This window comes from Vreelandella boliviensis LC1, assembly GCF_000236035.1.
Lineage (GTDB): Bacteria > Pseudomonadota > Gammaproteobacteria > Pseudomonadales > Halomonadaceae > Vreelandella > Vreelandella boliviensis.
This window is the reverse complement of the sequence record NZ_JH393259.1, coordinates 289980-309556: the sequence shown is the minus strand read 5'-3', so window position 1 is coordinate 309556 and position 19577 is coordinate 289980. Positions and strand designations below refer to the sequence as shown.

At 52.9% G+C, this 19577-nt stretch carries 19 protein-coding genes; 5 read left to right on the top strand and 14 right to left on the bottom strand.

Annotated elements, in window-relative coordinates; translation table 11 throughout:
• Nucleotide 1: 1 nt before the first annotated feature.
• On the bottom strand, nt 2–3697 hold the full coding sequence (gene metH / locus KUC_RS15925) for a methionine synthase (RefSeq protein WP_007114255.1): 3696 nt from the start codon (nt 3695–3697) through the stop codon (nt 2–4).
• 292 nt (nt 3698–3989) lie between these two features.
• On the opposite strand from metH, the gene nfuA reads away from it, so the two are divergent.
• Nucleotides 3990–4613, top strand: a complete 624-nt coding sequence (gene nfuA, locus KUC_RS15920) for a Fe-S biogenesis protein NfuA (protein WP_007114254.1) — start codon at nt 3990–3992, stop codon at nt 4611–4613.
• A gap of 106 nt (nt 4614–4719) precedes the next feature.
• On the opposite strand, the gene KUC_RS15915 is transcribed toward nfuA, so the two are convergent.
• On the bottom strand, nt 4720–5793 hold the full coding sequence (locus KUC_RS15915; RefSeq protein WP_007114253.1) for a DNA-binding protein: 1074 nt from the start codon (nt 5791–5793) through the stop codon (nt 4720–4722).
• A 310-nt stretch (nt 5794–6103) separates the two neighbouring features.
• Here KUC_RS15915 and KUC_RS15910 point away from each other — a divergent pair, with 310 nt between their 5' ends.
• Together KUC_RS15910 and KUC_RS15905 are read left to right on the top strand one after the other, a co-directional pair.
• Nucleotides 6104–7255: a tyrosine-type recombinase/integrase gene (locus KUC_RS15910; protein ID WP_244264823.1), complete on the top strand. Its 1152-nt coding sequence runs from the start codon at nt 6104–6106 to the stop codon at nt 7253–7255.
• 66 nt (nt 7256–7321) lie between these two features.
• Nucleotides 7322–7738: a SufE family protein gene (locus KUC_RS15905; protein WP_007114251.1), complete on the top strand. Its 417-nt coding sequence runs from the start codon at nt 7322–7324 to the stop codon at nt 7736–7738.
• Between the two features lie 24 nt (nt 7739–7762).
• On the opposite strand, the gene yidD is transcribed toward KUC_RS15905, so the two are convergent.
• The 6 genes from yidD to KUC_RS15880 all read right to left on the bottom strand — a co-directional run bounded on the left by yidD (nt 7763) and on the right by KUC_RS15880 (nt 12513).
• On the bottom strand, nt 7763–8095 hold the full coding sequence (gene yidD, locus KUC_RS19460; RefSeq protein WP_083825787.1) for a membrane protein insertion efficiency factor YidD: 333 nt from the start codon (nt 8093–8095) through the stop codon (nt 7763–7765).
• A gap of 2 nt (nt 8096–8097) precedes the next feature.
• Nucleotides 8098–8574, bottom strand: coding sequence for a phosphoribosyl-AMP cyclohydrolase (gene hisI, locus KUC_RS15900; RefSeq protein WP_007114249.1), 477 nt, complete (start codon nt 8572–8574; stop codon nt 8098–8100).
• A gap of 4 nt (nt 8575–8578) precedes the next feature.
• Complete coding sequence (locus KUC_RS15895) at nt 8579–9025, bottom strand: transcriptional repressor (protein ID WP_007114248.1); 447 nt, start codon at nt 9023–9025, stop codon at nt 8579–8581.
• A 34-nt stretch (nt 9026–9059) separates the two neighbouring features.
• Nucleotides 9060–10073, bottom strand: coding sequence for an alpha-L-glutamate ligase-like protein (locus tag KUC_RS15890; RefSeq protein WP_007114247.1), 1014 nt, complete (start codon nt 10071–10073; stop codon nt 9060–9062).
• The gene (locus KUC_RS15885) at nt 10070–11593 is read right to left on the bottom strand and encodes an inactive transglutaminase family protein (RefSeq protein WP_007114246.1); all 1524 of its coding nucleotides are present in this window, start codon (nt 11591–11593) and stop codon (nt 10070–10072) included. The genes KUC_RS15890 and KUC_RS15885 overlap by 4 nt, the downstream gene beginning before the upstream one ends.
• 83 nt (nt 11594–11676) lie before the next feature.
• Nucleotides 11677–12513, bottom strand: a complete 837-nt coding sequence (locus KUC_RS15880; protein WP_007114245.1) for an ATP-dependent zinc protease family protein — start codon at nt 12511–12513, stop codon at nt 11677–11679.
• A 239-nt stretch (nt 12514–12752) separates the two neighbouring features.
• On the opposite strand from KUC_RS15880, the gene KUC_RS15875 reads away from it, so the two are divergent.
• On the top strand, nt 12753–13283 hold the full coding sequence (locus KUC_RS15875; RefSeq protein ID WP_007114244.1) for a DUF3833 domain-containing protein: 531 nt from the start codon (nt 12753–12755) through the stop codon (nt 13281–13283).
• Nucleotides 13284–13423: 140 nt separating this feature from the next.
• Here the strand turns inward: KUC_RS15875 and KUC_RS15870 are convergent, their stop codons facing one another.
• The 4 genes from KUC_RS15870 to gorA form a co-directional block, all read right to left on the bottom strand.
• Entirely contained in the window at nt 13424–13813 is a 390-nt protein-coding gene (locus KUC_RS15870; RefSeq protein ID WP_007114243.1) for an ectoine synthase, read from the bottom strand.
• Nucleotides 13814–13905: 92 nt separating this feature from the next.
• A complete protein-coding gene (gene ectB / locus KUC_RS15865; RefSeq protein ID WP_007114242.1) occupies nt 13906–15174 on the bottom strand; it encodes a diaminobutyrate--2-oxoglutarate transaminase in 1269 nt (422 codons plus the stop codon).
• Between the two features lie 112 nt (nt 15175–15286).
• A complete protein-coding gene (gene ectA / locus KUC_RS15860) occupies nt 15287–15865 on the bottom strand; it encodes a diaminobutyrate acetyltransferase (protein ID WP_007114241.1) in 579 nt (192 codons plus the stop codon).
• 226 nt (nt 15866–16091) lie between these two features.
• Nucleotides 16092–17474, bottom strand: coding sequence for a glutathione-disulfide reductase (gorA, locus tag KUC_RS15855; protein WP_007114240.1), 1383 nt, complete (start codon nt 17472–17474; stop codon nt 16092–16094).
• 202 nt (nt 17475–17676) lie between these two features.
• Between gorA and can the strand changes: the two genes are divergently transcribed.
• Nucleotides 17677–18324, top strand: a complete 648-nt coding sequence (gene can, locus KUC_RS15850) for a carbonate dehydratase (RefSeq protein WP_007114239.1) — start codon at nt 17677–17679, stop codon at nt 18322–18324.
• Nucleotides 18325–18366: 42 nt separating this feature from the next.
• Here can and KUC_RS15845 read toward each other — a convergent pair whose 3' ends face one another.
• Entirely contained in the window at nt 18367–18894 is a 528-nt protein-coding gene (locus KUC_RS15845; RefSeq protein WP_007114238.1) for a c-type cytochrome, read from the bottom strand.
• A gap of 49 nt (nt 18895–18943) precedes the next feature.
• Entirely contained in the window at nt 18944–19576 is a 633-nt protein-coding gene (msrA, locus tag KUC_RS15840) for a peptide-methionine (S)-S-oxide reductase MsrA (RefSeq protein WP_007114237.1), read from the bottom strand.
• Nucleotide 19577: the final 1 nt, after the last annotated feature.

Here is a 19577-nt window from a genome sequence, read left to right as displayed (position 1 = left end):
ATTAACTCGGGTCGTAGGAAAGAACTGGTGAGAGCCAGCGCTCCATTTCTTCAAGGGGCATCTGCTTACGCGCGGCGATTGCCTCAACTTGATCCCTGGTGATCTTACCGGTTGAAAAGTACTTCGACTGCGGATGAGCAAAGTACCAGCCGGAAACCGCCGCTGCGGGCCACATGGCGAAATTTTCGGTCAGCGCTAAGCCTGTGTTTTCAGTGGCATCGAGCAGCCGGAATAGCGTGGCTTTCTCGGTGTGATCTGGGCAGGCGGGGTAACCAGGGGCAGGGCGGATACCCTGATATTTCTCGGCGATCAAGGCGTCGTTATCCAGGGTTTCTTCCGGCACATAGCCCCAGAACTCTTTGCGCACGCGTTCGTGCATGCGTTCGGCAAAGGCTTCCGCCAGGCGATCCGTCAATGCCTGTACCATAATCGCATTGTAATCGTCGCCTGCAGCCTCATAAGCTTTAGAGAGCTGATCGACGCCGTGGCCGGTGGTGACCGCAAAGCCGCCAATCCAATCGGCTTTGCCGCTCTCTTTGGGGGCAATAAAGTCGGCCAGGCTGTAGCAGATACCGTCGCGGCCTTTGGTGGTTTGCTGACGAATATGATGCAAGCGCTCGACGACTTCGCTGCGCGACTCATCCGCATAGACCTCAATCACGTCGTCATCAACGCTATTGGCGGGCCATAAGCCGATAACACCGCGGGCCTGAACGCGTTTCTCTTCAACCAGTTTGCGCAGCATTACCTTGGCATCTTCAAACAGGTTACGGGCTGCTTCACCGACGACGTTATCATCGAGAATTTTGGGATACTTGCCCGCTAACTGCCAGCTCATAAAGAACGGCGTCCAGTCGATGCGCTCGATCAATTCTTCGAGATCGTAGTCATCGAAAGTTCTTAGTCCAAGCATATTGGGCTCGGCGGGAGTGTGGGCGTTCCAATCGGTGCGGAAACGCCGTTTGCGCGCCTGGGTGTAGTCCAGATCCGCCGCTTTGGGGCGGCGCTTGGCGTTGCGCTCGCGAACCTTCTCGTACTCTTCGCGGATCTCGGCGATGTAGGGTGTTTTTAAAGCAGGCGTGAGCAACTTGCCCGCGACGCCCACAGCGCGGGAGGCATCGGTGACATAAATCACTGGGTGCTCATACTGCGGCTCAATTTTCACCGCGGTATGCGCTTTTGAGGTGGTCGCACCGCCAATTAGCAGCGGCAGATCCATACCGCGACGCTGCATCTCTTTAGCCACGTGGACCATCTCATCCAGCGACGGAGTGATCAGCCCCGAAAGGCCGATAATATCAGCGTTGTGCTCTTTGGCCGCCTGGAGGATTTTGTCGGCGGGCACCATCACACCAAGGTCAATGACTTCGTAGTTATTACATTGCAAGACCACGCCGACGATGTTTTTACCGATATCGTGAACATCGCCTTTGACCGTGGCCATTACGATCTTGCCTTTGGCCTTGGTCTCTTCGCTCTTCTCGGCTTCGATATAGGGAATCAAGTAGGCCACGGCCTGTTTCATCACTCGCGCCGACTTAACCACCTGCGGCAAGAACATCTTGCCATCGCCAAACAGGTCGCCGACCACGTTCATGCCGTCCATCAACGGGCCTTCGATGACCTCAATCGGGCGCTCGGCTTCGGCGCGGGCCTGCTCAGTGTCATCTTCGATATAAACCGTTATGCCTTTGACCAGCGCATGTTCAATACGCTTATTGACCGGCCAGCTGCGCCACTCGAGATCCTCCTTCTTGGCCGCGCCGCTACCGTCGCCTTTATACTTATCAGCGATATCCAGCAGCCGCTCGGTGCCGTCGCTACGTCGGTTAAGCACCACATCCTCAACCGCATCGCGCAGCTCAGCGGGGAGGTCGTCGTAAACAGCGAGCTGGCCCGCGTTGACGATGCCCATGGTGAGGCCCGCGCGGATGGCATGATAAAGAAACGCCGAGTGGATCGCTTCGCGCACCGGGTTGTTGCCGCGGAACGAGAACGAGACGTTAGAGACACCGCCGGAGATCATGGCGTGGGGCAGGTTGTCGCGAATCCACTGAGTCGCTTCGATAAAGTCGACCGCATAGTTATTGTGTTCTTCAATGCCCGTGGCGATGGCAAAAATATTCGGATCGAAGATGATATCTTCGGCGGGGAAGCCGATTTCATCCACCAGCAGGCGATAGGCGCGCTGACAAATTTCGGTTTTGCGGGCGAAGGTGTCTGCCTGGCCGTCTTCATCAAAGGCCATTACGACAATAGCGGCACCAAAGCGGCGGCACTTGGTCGCCTGTTCACGGAAGGCGGCTTCGCCTTCTTTCAGCGAGATCGAGTTCACCACCGCTTTGCCCTGAACGCACTTTAGGCCCGCTTCGATGATCTCCCACTTGGAGGAGTCGATCATAATCGGTACACGGGCAATATCCGGCTCACCAGCGATCAAGTTAAGAAAGCGCTCCATAGCTTCCTTGGACTCGAGCATGCCCTCGTCCATATTGATATCGATGACCTGAGCACCGCTTTCGACCTGCTCAAGGGCAACTTCTAACGCGGTGGTGAAGTCCTCTTCTACAATCAGCCGCTTAAAACGCGCCGAGCCGGTGACGTTGGTGCGCTCGCCGACGTTGACGAACAACGAGTCAGCTTCGATGTTGAACGGTTCTAGGCCGGATAGACGGCAGGCGCGGCTGCGCTCTGGGATGACCCGCGGCGCCATATCGCGAACAGAATCAGCAATAGCGCGAATATGTTCAGGCGTAGAGCCACAGCAGCCGCCGATGATATTGACTAAGCCGCTGGCGGCAAACTCGCTGACAATCTCCGACATCTCCTCCGGTGTTTGGTCGTACTCGCCAAACTCGTTGGGCAGGCCCGCATTGGGGTGCGCCGAAACGAAGGTGTCAGCCTTGGTGGCGAGCTCTTCTAAATAGGGGCGCAACTCTTCTGCGCCCAATGCGCAGTTCAATCCCACCGACAGTGGTTGAGCATGGCGCACGGAGTTCCAGAAGGCTTCAGTGGTTTGACCTGAGAGCGTACGGCCAGAGGCATCGGTAATGGTGCCGGAGATCATTACCGGCAGGCGCTCGCCACGATCATCGAATAGCTCTTCCAAGGCATAGATCGCGGCCTTGGCGTTAAGCGTATCGAAGATGGTTTCGATCATGATCAGATCGGCACCACCTGCAATCAGCGCTTCCGCGGCTTCGTAGTAGTTCTCGCGCAGCTCATCAAAGGTGACGTTACGCTTGGCCGGGTCATTCACATCCGGCGATAGTGAAGCGGTGCGCGAGGTGGGGCCTAGCACGCCGGCGACATAGCGAGGCACGCCGGTTTCGGCGGCCACTGCATCACACACCTCACGGGCCAGGCGCGCTGACTCGCGGTTGAGCTCAACCACCAGCGATTCCATCCCATAATCCGACTGCGACAGCTGCGTACTGTTAAAGGTGTTGGTCTCAATAATGTCGGCACCGGCTTCCAGGTAGTCGCGGTGAATCCGCGTGACCACATCGGGGCAGGTAAGCGCGAGTAGATCATTATTGCCTTTGAGATCCGAGGGCCAATCGCTGAACCGCTCGCCGCGAAAATCTTCCTCGCTCAACTGGGCGTTCTGCAGCATGGTACCCATGCCGCCGTCCAGAATCAGGATACGTTCGGCAAGGCGTTGGGTGAGGGTTGCGATCAAAGCACTATCAGCCATGGCAGGGGGAGTTCTCCAGCGTCACAGTCGTCAAAGGGGATGTTGTTATCGTCGAAAAAGCAGCATCTGTCGTTATAAGGCGCATAATGATAACAAAAGGGATAGCAAAAGGCGCCCCTGGGAAGCGCTATACCTTGCATAAGTAAAGACAATCACTACGCGATCTTGAGAAGCAACACTGAAATAGCCTACTAAAACAGTCGGGATTGTGTCAGCGCGCTGTTTTGCTTACCATAGACACAAATGACATGTGAAGTGGCGCCGCCACTACCACGGGAGGAAGACAGCCCTCATGACCACGACTAGCGAAAAAGAAACCAGTGTCGATACCCAAGGTATTGATATTACTGATAGTGCGCAAGAATACTTGGCAGAACTGCTGGAAAAGCAGAACGTTGAGGGTATTGCTGTGCGCATTTTTATTACCCAGCCCGGCACGCCCTACGCGGAAACTTGCCTGGCTTACTGCCGCCCAGGTGAAGAAGAGCCTACCGATGTCACGCTGGAACTTGAGAAAATCAACGTCTTTCTCGATAAAAACAGTTTGGCCTTTCTGGAAGAGGCGGTGGTGGATTTCAACGCCGATCGCATGGGCGGTCAGCTAACCATTAAAGCGCCCAACGCAAAGATGCCCAAGGTTAATGCGAATAGTCCGCTGGAAGACCGTATCAATTACGTGCTTTACAGCGAGATTAATCCTGGGCTGGCGGCTCACGGCGGTGAAATCAAACTGGTTGAGCTCACCGAAGAGCAGTACGCTATCTTAGCCTTTGGCGGTGGCTGCCAGGGTTGCGCAGCGGTTGATTTAACCCTAAAAGATGGCGTTGAGAAAACCCTGATGGAGCGCATTCCGGAGCTTGCCGGTATCCGGGACGTTACCGATCACAGCGATACCACCAACGCCTACTACCGTTAAATTAACGATAGTCGGTCAAGAGCCCAGCCTTGAATAGCTGGGCTTTTTTACGCCTCTCCTTTAAGAACACTTTTTTAAGAGCACTCTTTTAAGAACTCACCTTTAATCACTGTTCTGATTTATTGTCCTTTGCATCGTCCCTGGCACTCTGGTTTGAAAGTGCATCTGGAAGCGCTGTTAGCTGCGTTTGGAGCGCCTCCATGCGACTCCAGAGCTTCTCTTGCCATGCTTGTTGTAGCGCGTTTTCGCGCTCGGCTTGCTGCTGGGCTTGGCTGTTTAGCGCGGCCTTGGACTCATTTAATCGCTGGGTGAGCGCTTGCTGTTGCTTCTCCAACGATGTGATTTGCTGCTTCTGCTCACTAAGCTGTTGCTCTCGTTCGCTGGCTTCCAACTGAAGTTGATGCAGGGCCTGCTGCTTTGTCTTTAGCTCCTGACTCTGTGTCTCCATACGCTGCTCAGACTGCTGCAAGCGTTTTTGGAAACTCTTCTCTTCTTGGGCACGCGTCTGCTGGGCCGCATCCAGCATCGCCATTAGCCTTCCTTCGGCCGCCTCATGACGCTGCTCTTCCTGTGCTAGCCGCTGCTCCCACACTACCTGTTGCTGGCTGAGGGCATTGCTATGCGCATCACGCTGCGTATCTACCTGGCTCTCTAACTGCTTTTGCGCCTTCTTCAGCTGATTGACTTCACTTTTTGACGCCTCGGCTAGTTGGTGCCAGTGATGTTCGTTGGTTTGACTAACTGCTAATTCCCGGTTTAACGCTTCCATGCGTTGTTGCATGCGCTGTTCTAAGTGGCGCAGGTGCTCGGCGAGGGAGCTTTCACGCTGTTCGGCATTAGCCGCCTGCTGTTTTGCATCCTCTGCAACTTCCTGGGCGTCTGCCACTTGGCGATTGGCATCTTCGCGATAGTGGAGCAGGGTTTGATTCGCCACCTCCTGGGCCTCGCGCCACAGCTCGCTAGTCATGGACACCACGACTTCCGGCACACCCTTAGGAGGTGGCACGTCGCGGTTCTGCTCCCGCTCACTGCGCCACAAGCGAAAATGGTCACTAATCGTTGTGAAGCTCCCGGTACCCAGTACATCGCGAATGCGCTGCACGCTGGGGGTGTCGCCCCGGGCCAAGAGGGCATCTATAGCTTGCTGAACATCGCTGTATTGAATGCCGTTGCGGGCCATGGTCTCGTCCTTTCTTTCAAAGTTTTTAGCAACATAGCTCTGATCGACATAGCTTTGATCAATATGGCGCTGATCAAGATAGTTCTGCGACCGAGCATGGCTATTGACCGATTGGAGAGCTCTATTGTCGGGATATGTTGGGCAAAAGGCAATAATTACGTATTATGTAATACGTAATTATTCTTACGATAAGGGCAATAAATTCAAGATTACCCGTATTATCTTGAATTTATACGACTACAACGGCACACTTTAGGCCAGGAAAAGCAGGAGGCTTTTAAAGAAAGGCCTTAAGAGAGTAGAGATGGGTATGGCGAACGATGTAATGACATGCACTGGCCAACTATCGTCGCTAAATGAGTTGCCGAGTGGCGGACGTATTAGCGCCCAAAACGATGCCCAAGCAGTGACGGCATGGCTTGAAGAGTACGTGGATAGCCCGCAAACTTGGAAAGCCTACCGTAGAGAAGCGGAACGCCTGCTGCTTTGGCTGGCAAGCCAAGGGCTTACGCTGACCAGTATCAACCGCGAAACGCTACGCCGCTTTGAGGCTTTTCTCGCCGACCCACAGCCCAGCGAGCAGTGGATAGGGCCTTCTAAACCCCGTGCGCATCCCTCGTGGCGGCCATTTCGCGGTGCGTTATCACCTTCCAGCCGACGCCAAAGCTTGGTGATACTGCAAGGTATGTTTACTTGGTTGGTAGAAGCAGGGTGGGTGAACCACAACCCGTTTCGCTTGATGCGCGATAAATCGCGCCGCCTGAATAATCAGAGGCCGCGTATTGAGCGCTATCTAGAAAGCGATCTATGGGCATGGCTATGGCAGTGGCTGAATAGGCCGTTAAAGGCTGATGAGGGCAGTCGTGCTCGATTTGAACAGGCCCGGCGGCGCTTTATCTTTGGCTTTGCCTATCTGCTGGCACCACGCATTAGCGAGATGGCGGATGCGCATATGGGCGATTTCCAGCGCAGCGAAGGGCGCTGGTGGTGGCATGTAGTGGGTAAGGGCAGCAAAATGGCGCGCGTTCCGCTGCCCGACGATATGCTGGACTGTCTGTGCCAGTGGCGCCAAGTGTTGGGCTTGCCTGAACACCCAGATCAGTTTGAAGTTGAAGCACCGGTGCTCCGCACCCTGGATGGTCTGCGCGGCCTGGGCCATAACCAACTTTATCGGCTTATTCGGGCTACGTTTCAGCAGGCGGCGCAAACACTTGAAGATAACGGCGGCGCACCTGAACATATTGCCGCACTCCGCCTGGCAACGCCGCACTGGTTACGGCACACATCGATTACCCATCAGGCTCAATCAGGCATTAGTCTGCGCCATCTGGCCGAAAGCGCCCGTCACGCGCGCCTCGATACCACCTCACGCTACCTGCATACCGAAGACCATGAGTGGCATCGCGAGCAACAACGCCATCGATTGGCTGCTTCAGACACAATGCCCCTCAAGCCGTTATAATGGAGAAGATTTAAAATCTTATGACTCAAAATATCAGTCGCCAATACCAAGAGAGAAGGAAATAGCATGAGCACTTCCGGCGCCGAGCAGGCCCAGCAAGAGCTGATCGAAGATTTCGAGATATTTGATAACTGGATGGATCGTTATCAGTACATTATCGATATGGGTAAGCAGCTGCCTGTCTTTCCCGAAGAATGGAAGATCGAGGAGTTTAAAATTCAGGGCTGTCAGTCAAACGTGTGGATGCGCCATGAGGAGGAGGGCGATAAGCTGGTTTTCAAAGCGACCTCGGATGCAGCCATCGTATCAGGTCTGATCGCCGTATTGCTGCGTATTTATAGCGAGCGCACAGCCGCTGAAATCCGTGCCACTGAGCCACACTTTTTAGCTGATTTAGGCCTGGATAAACATCTGTCACCGACGCGTAGCAACGGCTTGCATGCCATGCTGGAGAAGATCTACACAGTTGCACAGCAGAAGTAGGAAAACCAGAAGTAAGAACACGGGCTAGCGAGAGTGATGATCACAGCAGGAGGGCGATGATGCCTTTTCATCCTCCTCCCGGCATAGCTCTTCGCTGCGGCCGCCGGGCACTGGATCCATACCTCCGGGATTGCCTGGATGGCACTTAACGATGCGCTTGACTGCCATCCAGCCGCCTTTTATGGGCCCGTGCACCTGAATCGCCTCAATCGTGTAAGACGAACAGCTTGGCCAGAAGCGACAGCGCGGGCCTAAAAGCGGGCTGAGTGTGTATTGGTAGATTCTTACGCAGCCAATCATCACTTTCATCAATGCCCACCGCGGACCAGAGCGCAGGACTGATATCATTCGAGTCATGACTATGAGTCGTTTTTTTTGCCGTAAAGATCGTCGGGATCAATCAGCGGATTACTGGTGATTGAGGCCTGCTCTCCGTCCACAGCAATATAGAAACAGCTGCGACGCCCGGTGTGGCAAGCGGGGCCCGTTTGCTCCACTTGTAACAATAGCGTGTCGCCATCGCAATCAAGCGCGGCGGAGATTAGCCGCTGCTGCTGACCCGATGACTCGCCCTTACGCCACAATTTTCCCCGCGAGCGTGAATAGTAGCAGACACGCCGGTTGGCTAAGGTCTCTTCCAGCGCCTGACGGTTCATCCATGCCATCATCAACACTTCTTTGGAGTCGTGCTGCTGGGCAATGGCAGGGATCAAGCCATCAGCATTAAAGCGAACCGCCGCTAGCAGAGTAGCAACAGCGGGCAGGCTATCTTCGGCCGTGGCTCGCTCAAGCTGTTTAAAGAGGGCATCCGGCGCAACTTGATCAAAACGGGACATAAATTTACTCGCTAGCTGTTCGACAATCCTGGCAGAGCCCTTGAAGCTCAATGGTTTGGCGCTCAACGTTAAAGCCCTGGCGTTTTGCCAGCGCTGCCAGTTGATCGCTGATCTCGTCTAGGTGCAGCTCTTCGACATAACCGCAGTGACGGCAAATGAGTAGTTGAAAACCGTGAGCATGCTCCGGGCAAGCGCAGGCCACATAGGAGTTCTGTGACTCAATGCGATGCACCAAGCCTTGATCAATCAAGAACTCCAGCGCCCGATAAACTGTTGGAGGGCGGGCGGCCGCATGCTCGGTAGAGAGCTTATCCAGCAGGTCGTAGGCTTTTAGCCCGCCGCCATTTTCGGCAATCATCTCCAGCACGCGTCGGCGAATAGGGGTGAAGCGGACGCCGCGAATATGGCACTGCGACTCTGCCTGCTGTAGTAGTGTACTCGCTTGGGTCATGGGCAACTCGTTGAACGTTATTAGCCTTAGTAGTCTACGCGCCGGTAGAAGTGGTGTCAGAGCTTTCTACCGGCTTGCTATCTACAAGCTCACTTTGCCGTGCAAAATGGTGCTGGGCAAAGGCCACTCGTTGTTTTGGGGGCACGCCATCGGGTTGACGTTCAATGAGATCAAGGCGGCGGCGCAAACCTTCGCCATTGGTCATTTGAATAGCCAAGCCAGGCCGGGCGTTGAGTTCAAGCAGCATCGGTCCATACTTGCGGTCCAGCACCATATCGGTTCCCAAGTAGCCTAGTCCGGTCATTTCATAACAGCCTGCCGCCAAGTTAAGCAGCGTTTCCCACTGGGGAACTACCAAACTTGCCAGATCGTGTCCGGTGTCAGGGTGGCTATAGCAGGGCCTGTCAAATTGAACGGCGCGCAGGGCAGCCCCCGTTGCAATGTTTAAGCCAACGCCCACCGCGCCTTGGTGCAGGTTCGCTTTGCCGTCGGACGCCGCGGTGGAGAGGCGCATCATGGCCATCACGGGATAGCCCTTGAAGACAATAACCCGAATATCGGGAACCCCTTCGTAGGTGTAGTCCATCAGGCTTTCATCGAAATTAATCAGCGTTTCAATAACCGCCACGTCGGGTGAGCCCCCTAATGAATATAGCCCCGATAGAATATTCGAAACGTGCCGCTCAACATCGGTAAGAGAGAGTTTGGCGCCACTTGGTTTGATAAAGGCGTTATCTTCGACCTTTTCGATCACCAGGATGCCTTTGCCGCCGCTCCCCTTGGCAGGCTTGATAACAAAGCCTGCGTGGCCAGTGAGCATTTCACCAATATGCTTGACGCCAAACTGTGTCGTTACGGTGCCAATCAGTTCGGGTGTAGTAATCCCATACTGTTGAGCGAGTAGCTTGGTTTTAAGCTTGTCATCGACCAGTGGGTAAAGTCGTCGGCTATTATATCGCCCAATGTAGCGAATATTGCGCCGATTCATGCCAATGATGCCCTTATCCCGCAAGCGCGTGGGCCATGTCCAGTTCGTCAGCCAACTCATGAGGGTTTCTCATCATCAGTGATTGGCTTGAAGCGGCGCAACTCTAGTAAGCGGTAGCCGGTATAATTGCCCAACAGCAAGATCAACGCCATCAATATCAACTGAACACCCAGGAAGTTGAACGTGATGTGACGCACCCAGGGGTTATTCATCGCTAGGTAGGCTAGGACAGCTGTAATTAAACTACCACCGCCTTGGATCAACACCTGCTTAGGGCCTTCTTCTTCCCATAGAATCGACATCCGTTCAATGGTCCAGGCCAGAATGATCATCGGGAAGAAGGTAATCGTTAAGCCGGCACTAAGCCCCATACGGTAGGCCAGCACGGTGAAGATCGAAATAATCGCAATCACCGTTATTATGACCGCCGAGACCCTGGCCACCAGTAATAAATTCAAGTAGGAAAGATAGTTACGAATAATCAGGCCAACGGCGACGATGAGCAGGAAGCCAATCAAACCCGTGGGCAGAGTGGTTTGAATGAAGGCGAGGGCGATCAATACCGGCATAAAGGTACCGGACGTTTTAATGCCCACCAGCACACGCAAAAACACCACCATTAACGCGCCAATGGGAATTAGCAAGATAGTTTGGAACAGCGCTTGCTCTTCCAGTGGCAGGCTGTGAATGGAGAAATTCAGCAGTGTATCTTCAGAGTAGTGGTTGCGCACCGCGGCTGAAGCCGGCTGGTCATGGGTCATCATTGAGAAGGTAACCCGCGAATTGGTGCCTCCCTGAACTTCCAATACCGCTCGACCGCCGGTTTCCCATAGCAGCAAGTTGTCAGGCTTGCCTTGTTCACCCGTCAGTGGGTGGAAAATTGACCACTCTTCGCCTGACTCGTCAAACACCTGAATCCAACTGCTAAGCGTTTGGCGACGACGTCCATCTTCCAGCAGTAGGCCGCTTACCTCGCGCGCTAATACGCCCGCCTGGTTTAGCAACCGCACTACCAGCGCCGCCGGATTCTCTTGCGTCAGCAGCAGGCGGGCGTTCTCAGACTGACGCTCACCATTAATATCAAGGATTAGCTCGCGAGCGAAGGTGGCATTATTAGCGCTACGTGCCCAGGCTTGTTCAATCAGCTGGCTAGCCGCCGTGTCATAGGGGCTTTCCCAAGGCGTTGCAACGGGTACTTCAGGGGGAGTCTGGATTGGTGAGCGGGCGTCTTGGGATACCAGCATCTGCACAGAGTAATATAACGTTTGACTACCCACTGCTTCGCGAATAGTCCAGCGGGCAGTGCGGCCTAATTCATCTGCCTGGTAAGCAAGCCCATAACCTGAAGAGGCAGTGTTTTCAGTCAATACACGGTAGCCTGCCTGGTGAGAAGGCAGTGCTAAGTCGACCTGAACGGGGCCATTCTGAGCATTAAAGGTAATGCCTGCCTCAATCTCCCACACCTGGCGCTGTTCACCGGGCAGCCATGGGATCTCAAACTGCACATGGCGCTGTACGCTGGTAGCAATACCCACGACCATCAGCAGGCCGACAATAATATAGAACATTAACCGTGACATGGAGATTCCTTTCTGCGTCAGGGCAATCGTATGACCTGAATGATACTCATCTTATGCGGCCTCATCACACGAGGGGAGAACCGCTACTCTTCGCTATCGTCTTCATCAACTGCTTCATCTTCAGCAGCTTCTTCGGCTGGCTCACCACCAGGGAACTCAGGGCGTTCATGCACATAGGTGTCGGCAACGTCAATTACGGCAATATCCATCAAAAAACGCCGCCCAAGCAGCACGGGATAATCTAGATGAGAGCGATCATTGAGGGTGAATTCGACATTTTCACGAATTGGCCCTAAGGTCATTAATAGCGAAATGACCGGGCGCGAATCTTCCCCCGAAGCTTGAACAATACGCACACGGCGCACAACAGGTGCTTCAAACCACTCATCTCGCTGAGACTCAACGGCAACATCATCTTCGTTAAGTGCCAACTTGAAACGCACCCAATCTTCACCGTCACGCTCGAATCGGGTGATTTCAGCAGCAGTCAGTGACGACGTGTTGGCACCGGAATCTACACGCGCTTTAAGGTAGGTGCCCAGGCTGGGCAAGCCCACCCATTCACTGCGGCCTACCAGCGTTTTAGTGGTTAAGCTCTCATCAATTTCACACTCTTCACGAATGATGACAGGCTCTTCACGCTTGGCTTCCAACTGCTGGACATCTTGACGAAGGTAGCGCAGCAAACTGCCTACTTCCCGCACATCAGCAGTCAATATTTGCTGCTGATCAAGCTGGCGTTCCTGCAGCTCATTACCTGTGTCGCATTGCTGCGCTAACTGGCTTTCTAATTCCAGGATACGAGAGTTGAATGAGGCTTCGCTTAAAGGAGGCGGTTGATTCGTTTCTGGCTGGGTTGTTGCACAGCCTGCGATCGAAAGCGACAAGCCAGCTATAAGCCACAAAACACCTGGGCGCATAACGAGTGATATCCTTGGACAGTAGGTTGGGGAATGATAAGGAGATGGGGGGCGAGTGTCCAACGCCATCAAAGCTTTTCAGAGGTCAATCTGCAGATGCTTAGCATATCTGATTTAACATAATATATATTAAGCGAACCCATGAGGTTCCAGTAGTCACAGTTACTTAGGTGCTCTATGCTATAGCAATATTCTACCATAATTGTACCGACATCCATTTCAATATAGGAAATGCACCCATGATTCGCTCCCTGCGCATTAGTTTTTTCACACTGCTCTTCTTTCTGACTGGTTGTGCTGGCGTTGATATTGAAGACTACGCCGATTCCGAACCTCGTTTGGACATCGCAGAGTACTTTGCGGGCAGCACCCGAGCCTGGGGCATGGTGCAGGATTACTCCGGCGAGGTACAGCGACGTTTTACCGTGGATATCCAAGGCAACTACGAAGATGGCACCCTAACGCTGGATGAGTCTTTCGTGTTTTCAGATGGTGAAACTGATCACCGCGTTTGGACATTTGAACGCATCGATGAACATCACTGGATTGGCACCGCCAGCGACGTGGAAGGTCAAGTTGAAGCACGTCAATACGGTCATGCTTTCCACATGCGCTATCCGTTAGAGGTCGAAATCGATGGTCGAATGATCTCATTTACCATGGATGACTGGATGTACCTTCAGCCGGATGGCCGCTTGATTAATCGAACCGCCATGCGCAAATTTAGCTTCACGCTTGGTGAAATTACGCTAGTGTTTGATAAATCATAAGTCTTTGTTAAAAAAGAATTTAATCGCAAAAAAATGAATGCTTAGCAAAAAAGCAGCCTGCTATAGCAGGCTGCTTTTTCATTGCTTCGCCACTCTTGAGACAACAACGCGTTCGTTAAGCGCTGTAGCCATTTAGATAGCTATTCAGAAGGCGCGTACGAGCCGTCTTCCTGGTGAACTTCGTTGCCCGTAATCGGCGGTGTAAATACACATGCTAGGTGCATGGTTTTATGTGCCCGCAGCAAATGTTCATCATGCTGGTCCAGGATGTAGATATCGCCCGGCTTGATAGGCCAAATTTTGCCATCCGCGAGTGTTTCCACCTCGCCTTCGCCTTCGATGCAGTACACAGACTCATAGTGATGTTTGTAGTGAATATGTGTTTCAGTGCCCTCGAAAATTCGCGTGATATGAAAAGAAAAGTTCCCACCGTCGTTGGCCAACACCAGGCGTGTGCTGTCCCAGTTACCATTTTCGGCGGTCACTAGGCGCTCTGTTTTACGCGCTTCTTCAATATTACGAACGATCATAGGAATACTCCATTGCAAAGTGGCTGGCGACTACCAGCCGCTATATCCTTGACTAAAAACTGTTGGGCTTACTGTTTCAGCGTAACGCTTAATTACTCACTAGCAACAGCTTTGACACACATTTCGAGAATATCCAAGCCTTCCAACAGGTCTTCATCGCTAATGGTTAGCGGGCACAAGCACTTAACCACTTCGCCGTCCTGACCACTGGTTTCAATAACCAGGCCGTGCTCAAAGGCTTTGCTGGTAATTTTATTGGCAATGTCACCAGACACTACGTCAATACCACGCATCAAACCGCGACCGCGCTCAGTGGCGGGCATACCGTGCTCCGTCAACAGCGCTGCTAACTTTTGGAAACGCTCTTCGACAATACGCCCTTTACGCTGAACATCGCGTTCAAAGGTGTCATTAGACCAGTATTTTTTCAACGCCGCGGTAGCTGTCACCATTGCCAGGCTGAATCCACGGAAAGTGCCGTTATATTGACCCGGCTTCCATTTATCCAGCTCTGGGCGCATCAGCACATGCGCAAATGGCAGGCCAAAACCGGAGAGCGATTTTGAGTTGGTAATAATGTCGGGCGTAATACCCGCATGCTCGAAACTAAAGAACTTACCGGTACGGCCACAGCCAGCCTGGATATCATCAATAATCAGCAGAATATCGTGGGCGCGACAGATACCTTCCAGGCGCTTAAGCCAATCAAGTCCTGCCACGTTAATACCGCCCTCGCCTTGCACGGTTTCAATGATGACACCAGCCGGAATATCTAAGCCGCCGGATTTGTCGTTGAGTAGTTTTTCAAAATAATCCAGGGTGTCAGTATGCTCACCCATGTAGCCATCAAAAGGCAGGAAACTAGCGCCCTGGGTGGGTATGCCACCGGTCGCTTCACGGAACTTACGATTACCCGTAGTCGCCAAAGCACCCATGGTAACACCGTGAAAACCATTGGTGAATGTGACAATATTGTGGCGACCTTTAGCCACACGAGCCAAGCGGATAGCGGCTTCTACCGCATTGGTGCCGGTTGGTCCAGGTAGATGTACTTTGTAGTTAAGCCCACGCGGCTTGAAAATAACCTCTTCAAGCGTTTCTAAATAATCACGCTTAGCATTAGTCCACATATCCAAGCCATGAACCACACCGTCAGTCGACAGGTAATCAATCATCGCCTGCTTCATGTGTGGATTGTTGTGGCCGTAATTTAGCGTGCCCGCGCCGGCAAGGAAATCAATGTACTCACGGCCGTTCTCATCGGTTAGACGCGCATTTTGCGCTTTGGTAAACACTACCGGAAATGAACGAGAATAAGTACGTACATTGGATTCCATGCGTTCAAGCGTCTGGGTCTGCATTAGCGACCTCCTTAGTTAATCAGTTTGCCTTTAGGCGTTAAGCGTTACTTGCCCGGAGCAACATAAGCGGGAAAACGGTCAATCCAACACATGTGTCTAGCAAAAAAACGTATTAGATGCGATCGGTTTGAAATGGGCCAATACGCACGAGGTTTTCCGGATCATGCTCTCCTCCGAGCTGTTCGGTAGAGAAGTATTCGCGACTATTGAGCGGCGCATGCCAGCGCGCCGCCAAACGACGAAACAAGCCCCAAGAGGCTAGATTGTCAGGCGTGATGGTCGTTTCAAGGTGATGCACATCGTCAAGCTCGGGACGTGACATAATGGCCTCGACCAAGCGCCGCGCTAACCCAGTGCCACGGGCTTTTTCACCAACAGCCACTTGCCATAAAAAGTAGGTATCGGGGGCATTGTCCTTGACATAACCAGACACAAAACCCACGACCTCACCTTCTTCATTGATTGCGACTGCACAGGTATCACGAAACTGGGTGGCGAGTAACAGGTAGGCATAGGCTGAATTCACATCCAGCGGCGGGCAGGCTTTAATAAGCTCGTAAACCCCCCAGCCGTCATCAGCATTAGGTTTGCGAATAAAGAGTGGCGTCTCTGCATGACCGACAACGGCATCAGCGACTGTCGGCCGTGCAAGGTCGGCAGAGGGGGTAAACGGTGGTGTCGGCGTACTCATAGTTATGCTTCGCTGTAGCGAATTTGGGAATCATTATAACAGCTGCTTATGAGCAATTCAAAAGCCATATTATTCTCCACTCCGCTTTCCATAATTTTTTGTTATGAACAGGCAGAGCAAGAGTGCCGTTCACACCAGTAACTTAGTCATTATCTTTTTTAGAATAGTGCAATAAACTGACAAAGAAAGGCGTGCCAATGGGCACACGCCTAGGTTTTGAATGTTATTAAGTACGTGTGAGCGTACGCAGCGTGACGAACTCCTCTGCCCCCGTCGGGTGGATCCCCACGGTGCGGTCAAAGTCCTGCTTGGTAAGGCCAGCTCTTACCGCGATAGCAATTCCCTGAATGATTTCACCCGCATCATCACCGACCATATGTGCCCCCACGACTACATCGGTGGCATCGTCCACGATCAGCTTCATTAAGGTGCGCTCATGACTACCCGACAGCGTGTGCTTCATGGCCCGAAAATCGGTGCTGTACACACGTATATTCGTAAATTTACCCCGTGCGGCCTCTTCGGAAAGCCCTACGGTACCGATATTGGGATGGCAAAAGACGGCAGTAGGAATCGTACTGTAATCCAACGGCTGGGAAACCGTATCGGCAAAATGAATATCTACAAGCTGCATCGCCTCTGCCAGCGCGACTGGCGTTAATTCAGGCCCAGCAATCAGGTCGCCTAACGCCAAAACTGAAGGCAGCTCTGTTTCAAACCGCTCGTTTACGGGGATTTTGCCAACGTCATCCAAGCATAACCCTAACTCTTCAAGTCCTAAGTCACGAATATTGGCTTTCCGCCCAGTGGCCGCAAGCACCACGTCGACTTCAAGCACATCGCCGTTAGTGAGGTAAACATTATAGCCGTCCTGGCTGGGTTCAATGCGTTCGATATTAGTGTTGAAGTGGAGGTTGACCCCCTTTCTTTCCATTTCAGCACAGGTAAACTCGCGAACCTGCTGATCGAAGCCTTTCAAAAACAGCTCACCGCGGTAGATAAGGTGCGTCTCGCTGCCCAGACCATTGAAGATGCTCGAAAACTCTACCGCAATATAACCACCGCCTAGTACTAAAAAGCGCTTAGGAAAGGTATCCAGATCAAAAATCTGATTGGAATCCAGTGCGTGTTCACTGCCAGGAAAGTCGGGCACCCAAGGCCATCCACCGGTAGCGAGGACGATTTTTTGAGCAGTCACTGATATACCGCCATGCTCGCCGCTTAATGTCACCGTGTGCGCATCGACCAGGCGTGCTCGGGCGTTGAAGAGCGTCACTCCAGCGCCTTCCAGCATACGTTGATAGATGCCATTTAGACGTTTGATTTCACTGATTTTATTGTCACGCAGCGTGGCCCAATTAAAACTCGCGGGGCCTGGCAGCTGCCAACCAAAACCTGCCGCATCGTCAAAGCTGTCATGGAAATGGGCAGCGTAGGAGTAAAGTTTTTTGGGAACACAGCCAACGTTGACGCAGGTTCCGCCCAGGTAGCGATCTTCGGCAATCGCCACCTTGGCGCCGGTGGCAGCTGCCATGCGCGCAGCACGCACACCGCCAGAGCCCGCACCGATAACCAGAAGGTCATATTCGTATTCAGAAACGTCTGCCATGATTTGCTCCTGGGGAGTTAGAATTCGTATAAATCAAGATCGTGTTACCCATTGGTCAAGTGCAGTGGTTGACCTGACCACCCGGGAAGGTTAAAACCTTCTGCTGCTACTCTGTACTGGCCTACGTCATACCAGGCCTAATTTCACCCTGAGTAGAGCCTTGATCATCCGCTTTAATGCCCTTTAACCTTCTGGAGATGCTATGTCTGACCCTATTGCGACGCTACTCGATAATAATCGCGCCTGGGCTGAGCGCATGTGCGAAGAAGACCCCGACTACTTTAAACGCTTGTCGAACCAGCAGAACCCCGATTATTTATGGATTGGCTGCTCCGACAGCCGCGTGCCAGCGAATCAAATTATTGCACTTCCGCCTGGGGAAGTTTTTGTACACCGCAACGTCGCCAACTTGCTTCACCACACCGATATGAACGCCCTCTCGGTAGTTCAGTTCGCGGTGGATGTTCTTAAAGTCAGCCATATTATGGTCGTCGGTCACTATGGTTGCGGGGGCATTAAGGCCGCCATGATGGGAGGCGAATGTGGCGTGGTGGATTACTGGCTCCACTCGGTACGTGAACAGTACAACCACCACCGGAATTCGCTGGATCATCTCCCACTTGAAGATCAAATAGATCGCATGTGTGAGCTCAACGTTAAAGCCCAAGTTAATAGTTTGTGCCGCACCAAGATTTTGCAGCGCGCTTGGCAGCGTGGACAGCAGATCTCAGTGCATGGCTGGGTCTACGGGTTAAGTGATGGCCGTGTTAAAGATCTTAATTGCACTGTAAGTGGCTTAGAACAAGTGGAAACGCTTTACCGCATTGATCGCGTGCAGCAAGGTGACTAAACGCCCTCCTCCGTACCCATTTCTCCAGTACTTGCCGCTACGCTAGTCGTAGCGGTAGGTGCGATGACAGCTCTTACAGCTGGCACCTACCTCTGAAAGAGCGCGTGCAGTATCACGCGGATTCTCTTGTTCAGCCACTTCTATCAAATTGGCGATTTTACCCTCAAGGTCGATAAACCCAGCGCCAAAGTCCTCCCACTCCTCCCAAATTGAGGCTCGCGCCTCGGAACCACTACCGTGGGTGCCCGCTATAAATGCAGGTAACAAACGTTGTGCGCTGGCACGCTCTTGCAGCTCGAGAAGGCGCGGCATGGCGGCCTCTATATCTTGATTGTTAATCAGATCAAAGCGCAGCTGTCGCACCAGACTCTCAATATCTTTAAGCTCTTCGCGGCGCCAAATAACAGCTTCACGTTCGCTTGCGAATGGCGTGTCGCTGACGACTTGAGGCATAGCTAGCGCACTCGCCTCCTCGTCTGCCCAAGCCAGCGGCGCGCAAATCAATAGTGCCAAGGCGCTGGCTAGCGCGACGCGCGGGGAAGCCCACTTCTGGTAATAATGTTGCTGCATAATGGCTTCCTGTCGATGAATCGTTGGTTAAATAGTTAAAATACGTTTTTTAACCGATTGGGCAGGTGACGCCAGTACCTTTTAACCCGCAGTAGCCATTGGGGTTTTTATCCAGATACTGCTGATGGTAGGCCTCCGCGTAATAAAACATTTCTAGCGGCTTAATCTCGGTGGTGATCGGCCCTCTGCCCGCTTTGTTGAGCGCCTGTTGATAGGCTGCTGCGCTCTGTTCGGCTGCCTTCTGCTGCGCTTGGCTGGTGGTAAAAATAGCGGAGCGATACTGCGAGCCAATGTCGTTACCCTGGCGATTGCCCTGGGTCGGGTCGTGCTGTTCCCAGAAAACCTGCAGCAGCGTTTCCAACTCTACTTGCTGTGGGTCATAAATTACTCTTACCACTTCGGTGTGGCCAGTACGCCCTGTACAAGTTTCCTCATAGGTGGGGTTAGGTGTCTCGCCGCCGGCATAACCCGCCGCAGTGACATATACGCCGGGCAACTGCCAAAACAGACGCTCCACGCCCCAGAAGCAGCCCATACCCAGCACGATCTCCTCGTGACCTTGAGGAAATGGCGGATGTAGTGAGTGGCCATTAATGGCATGTACGTCACTTGTCTCTATAGGCGTATCGCGCCCGGGCAGAACACGGTTAGTACTTGAAAGCGTTTTTGAAAACAATGACATA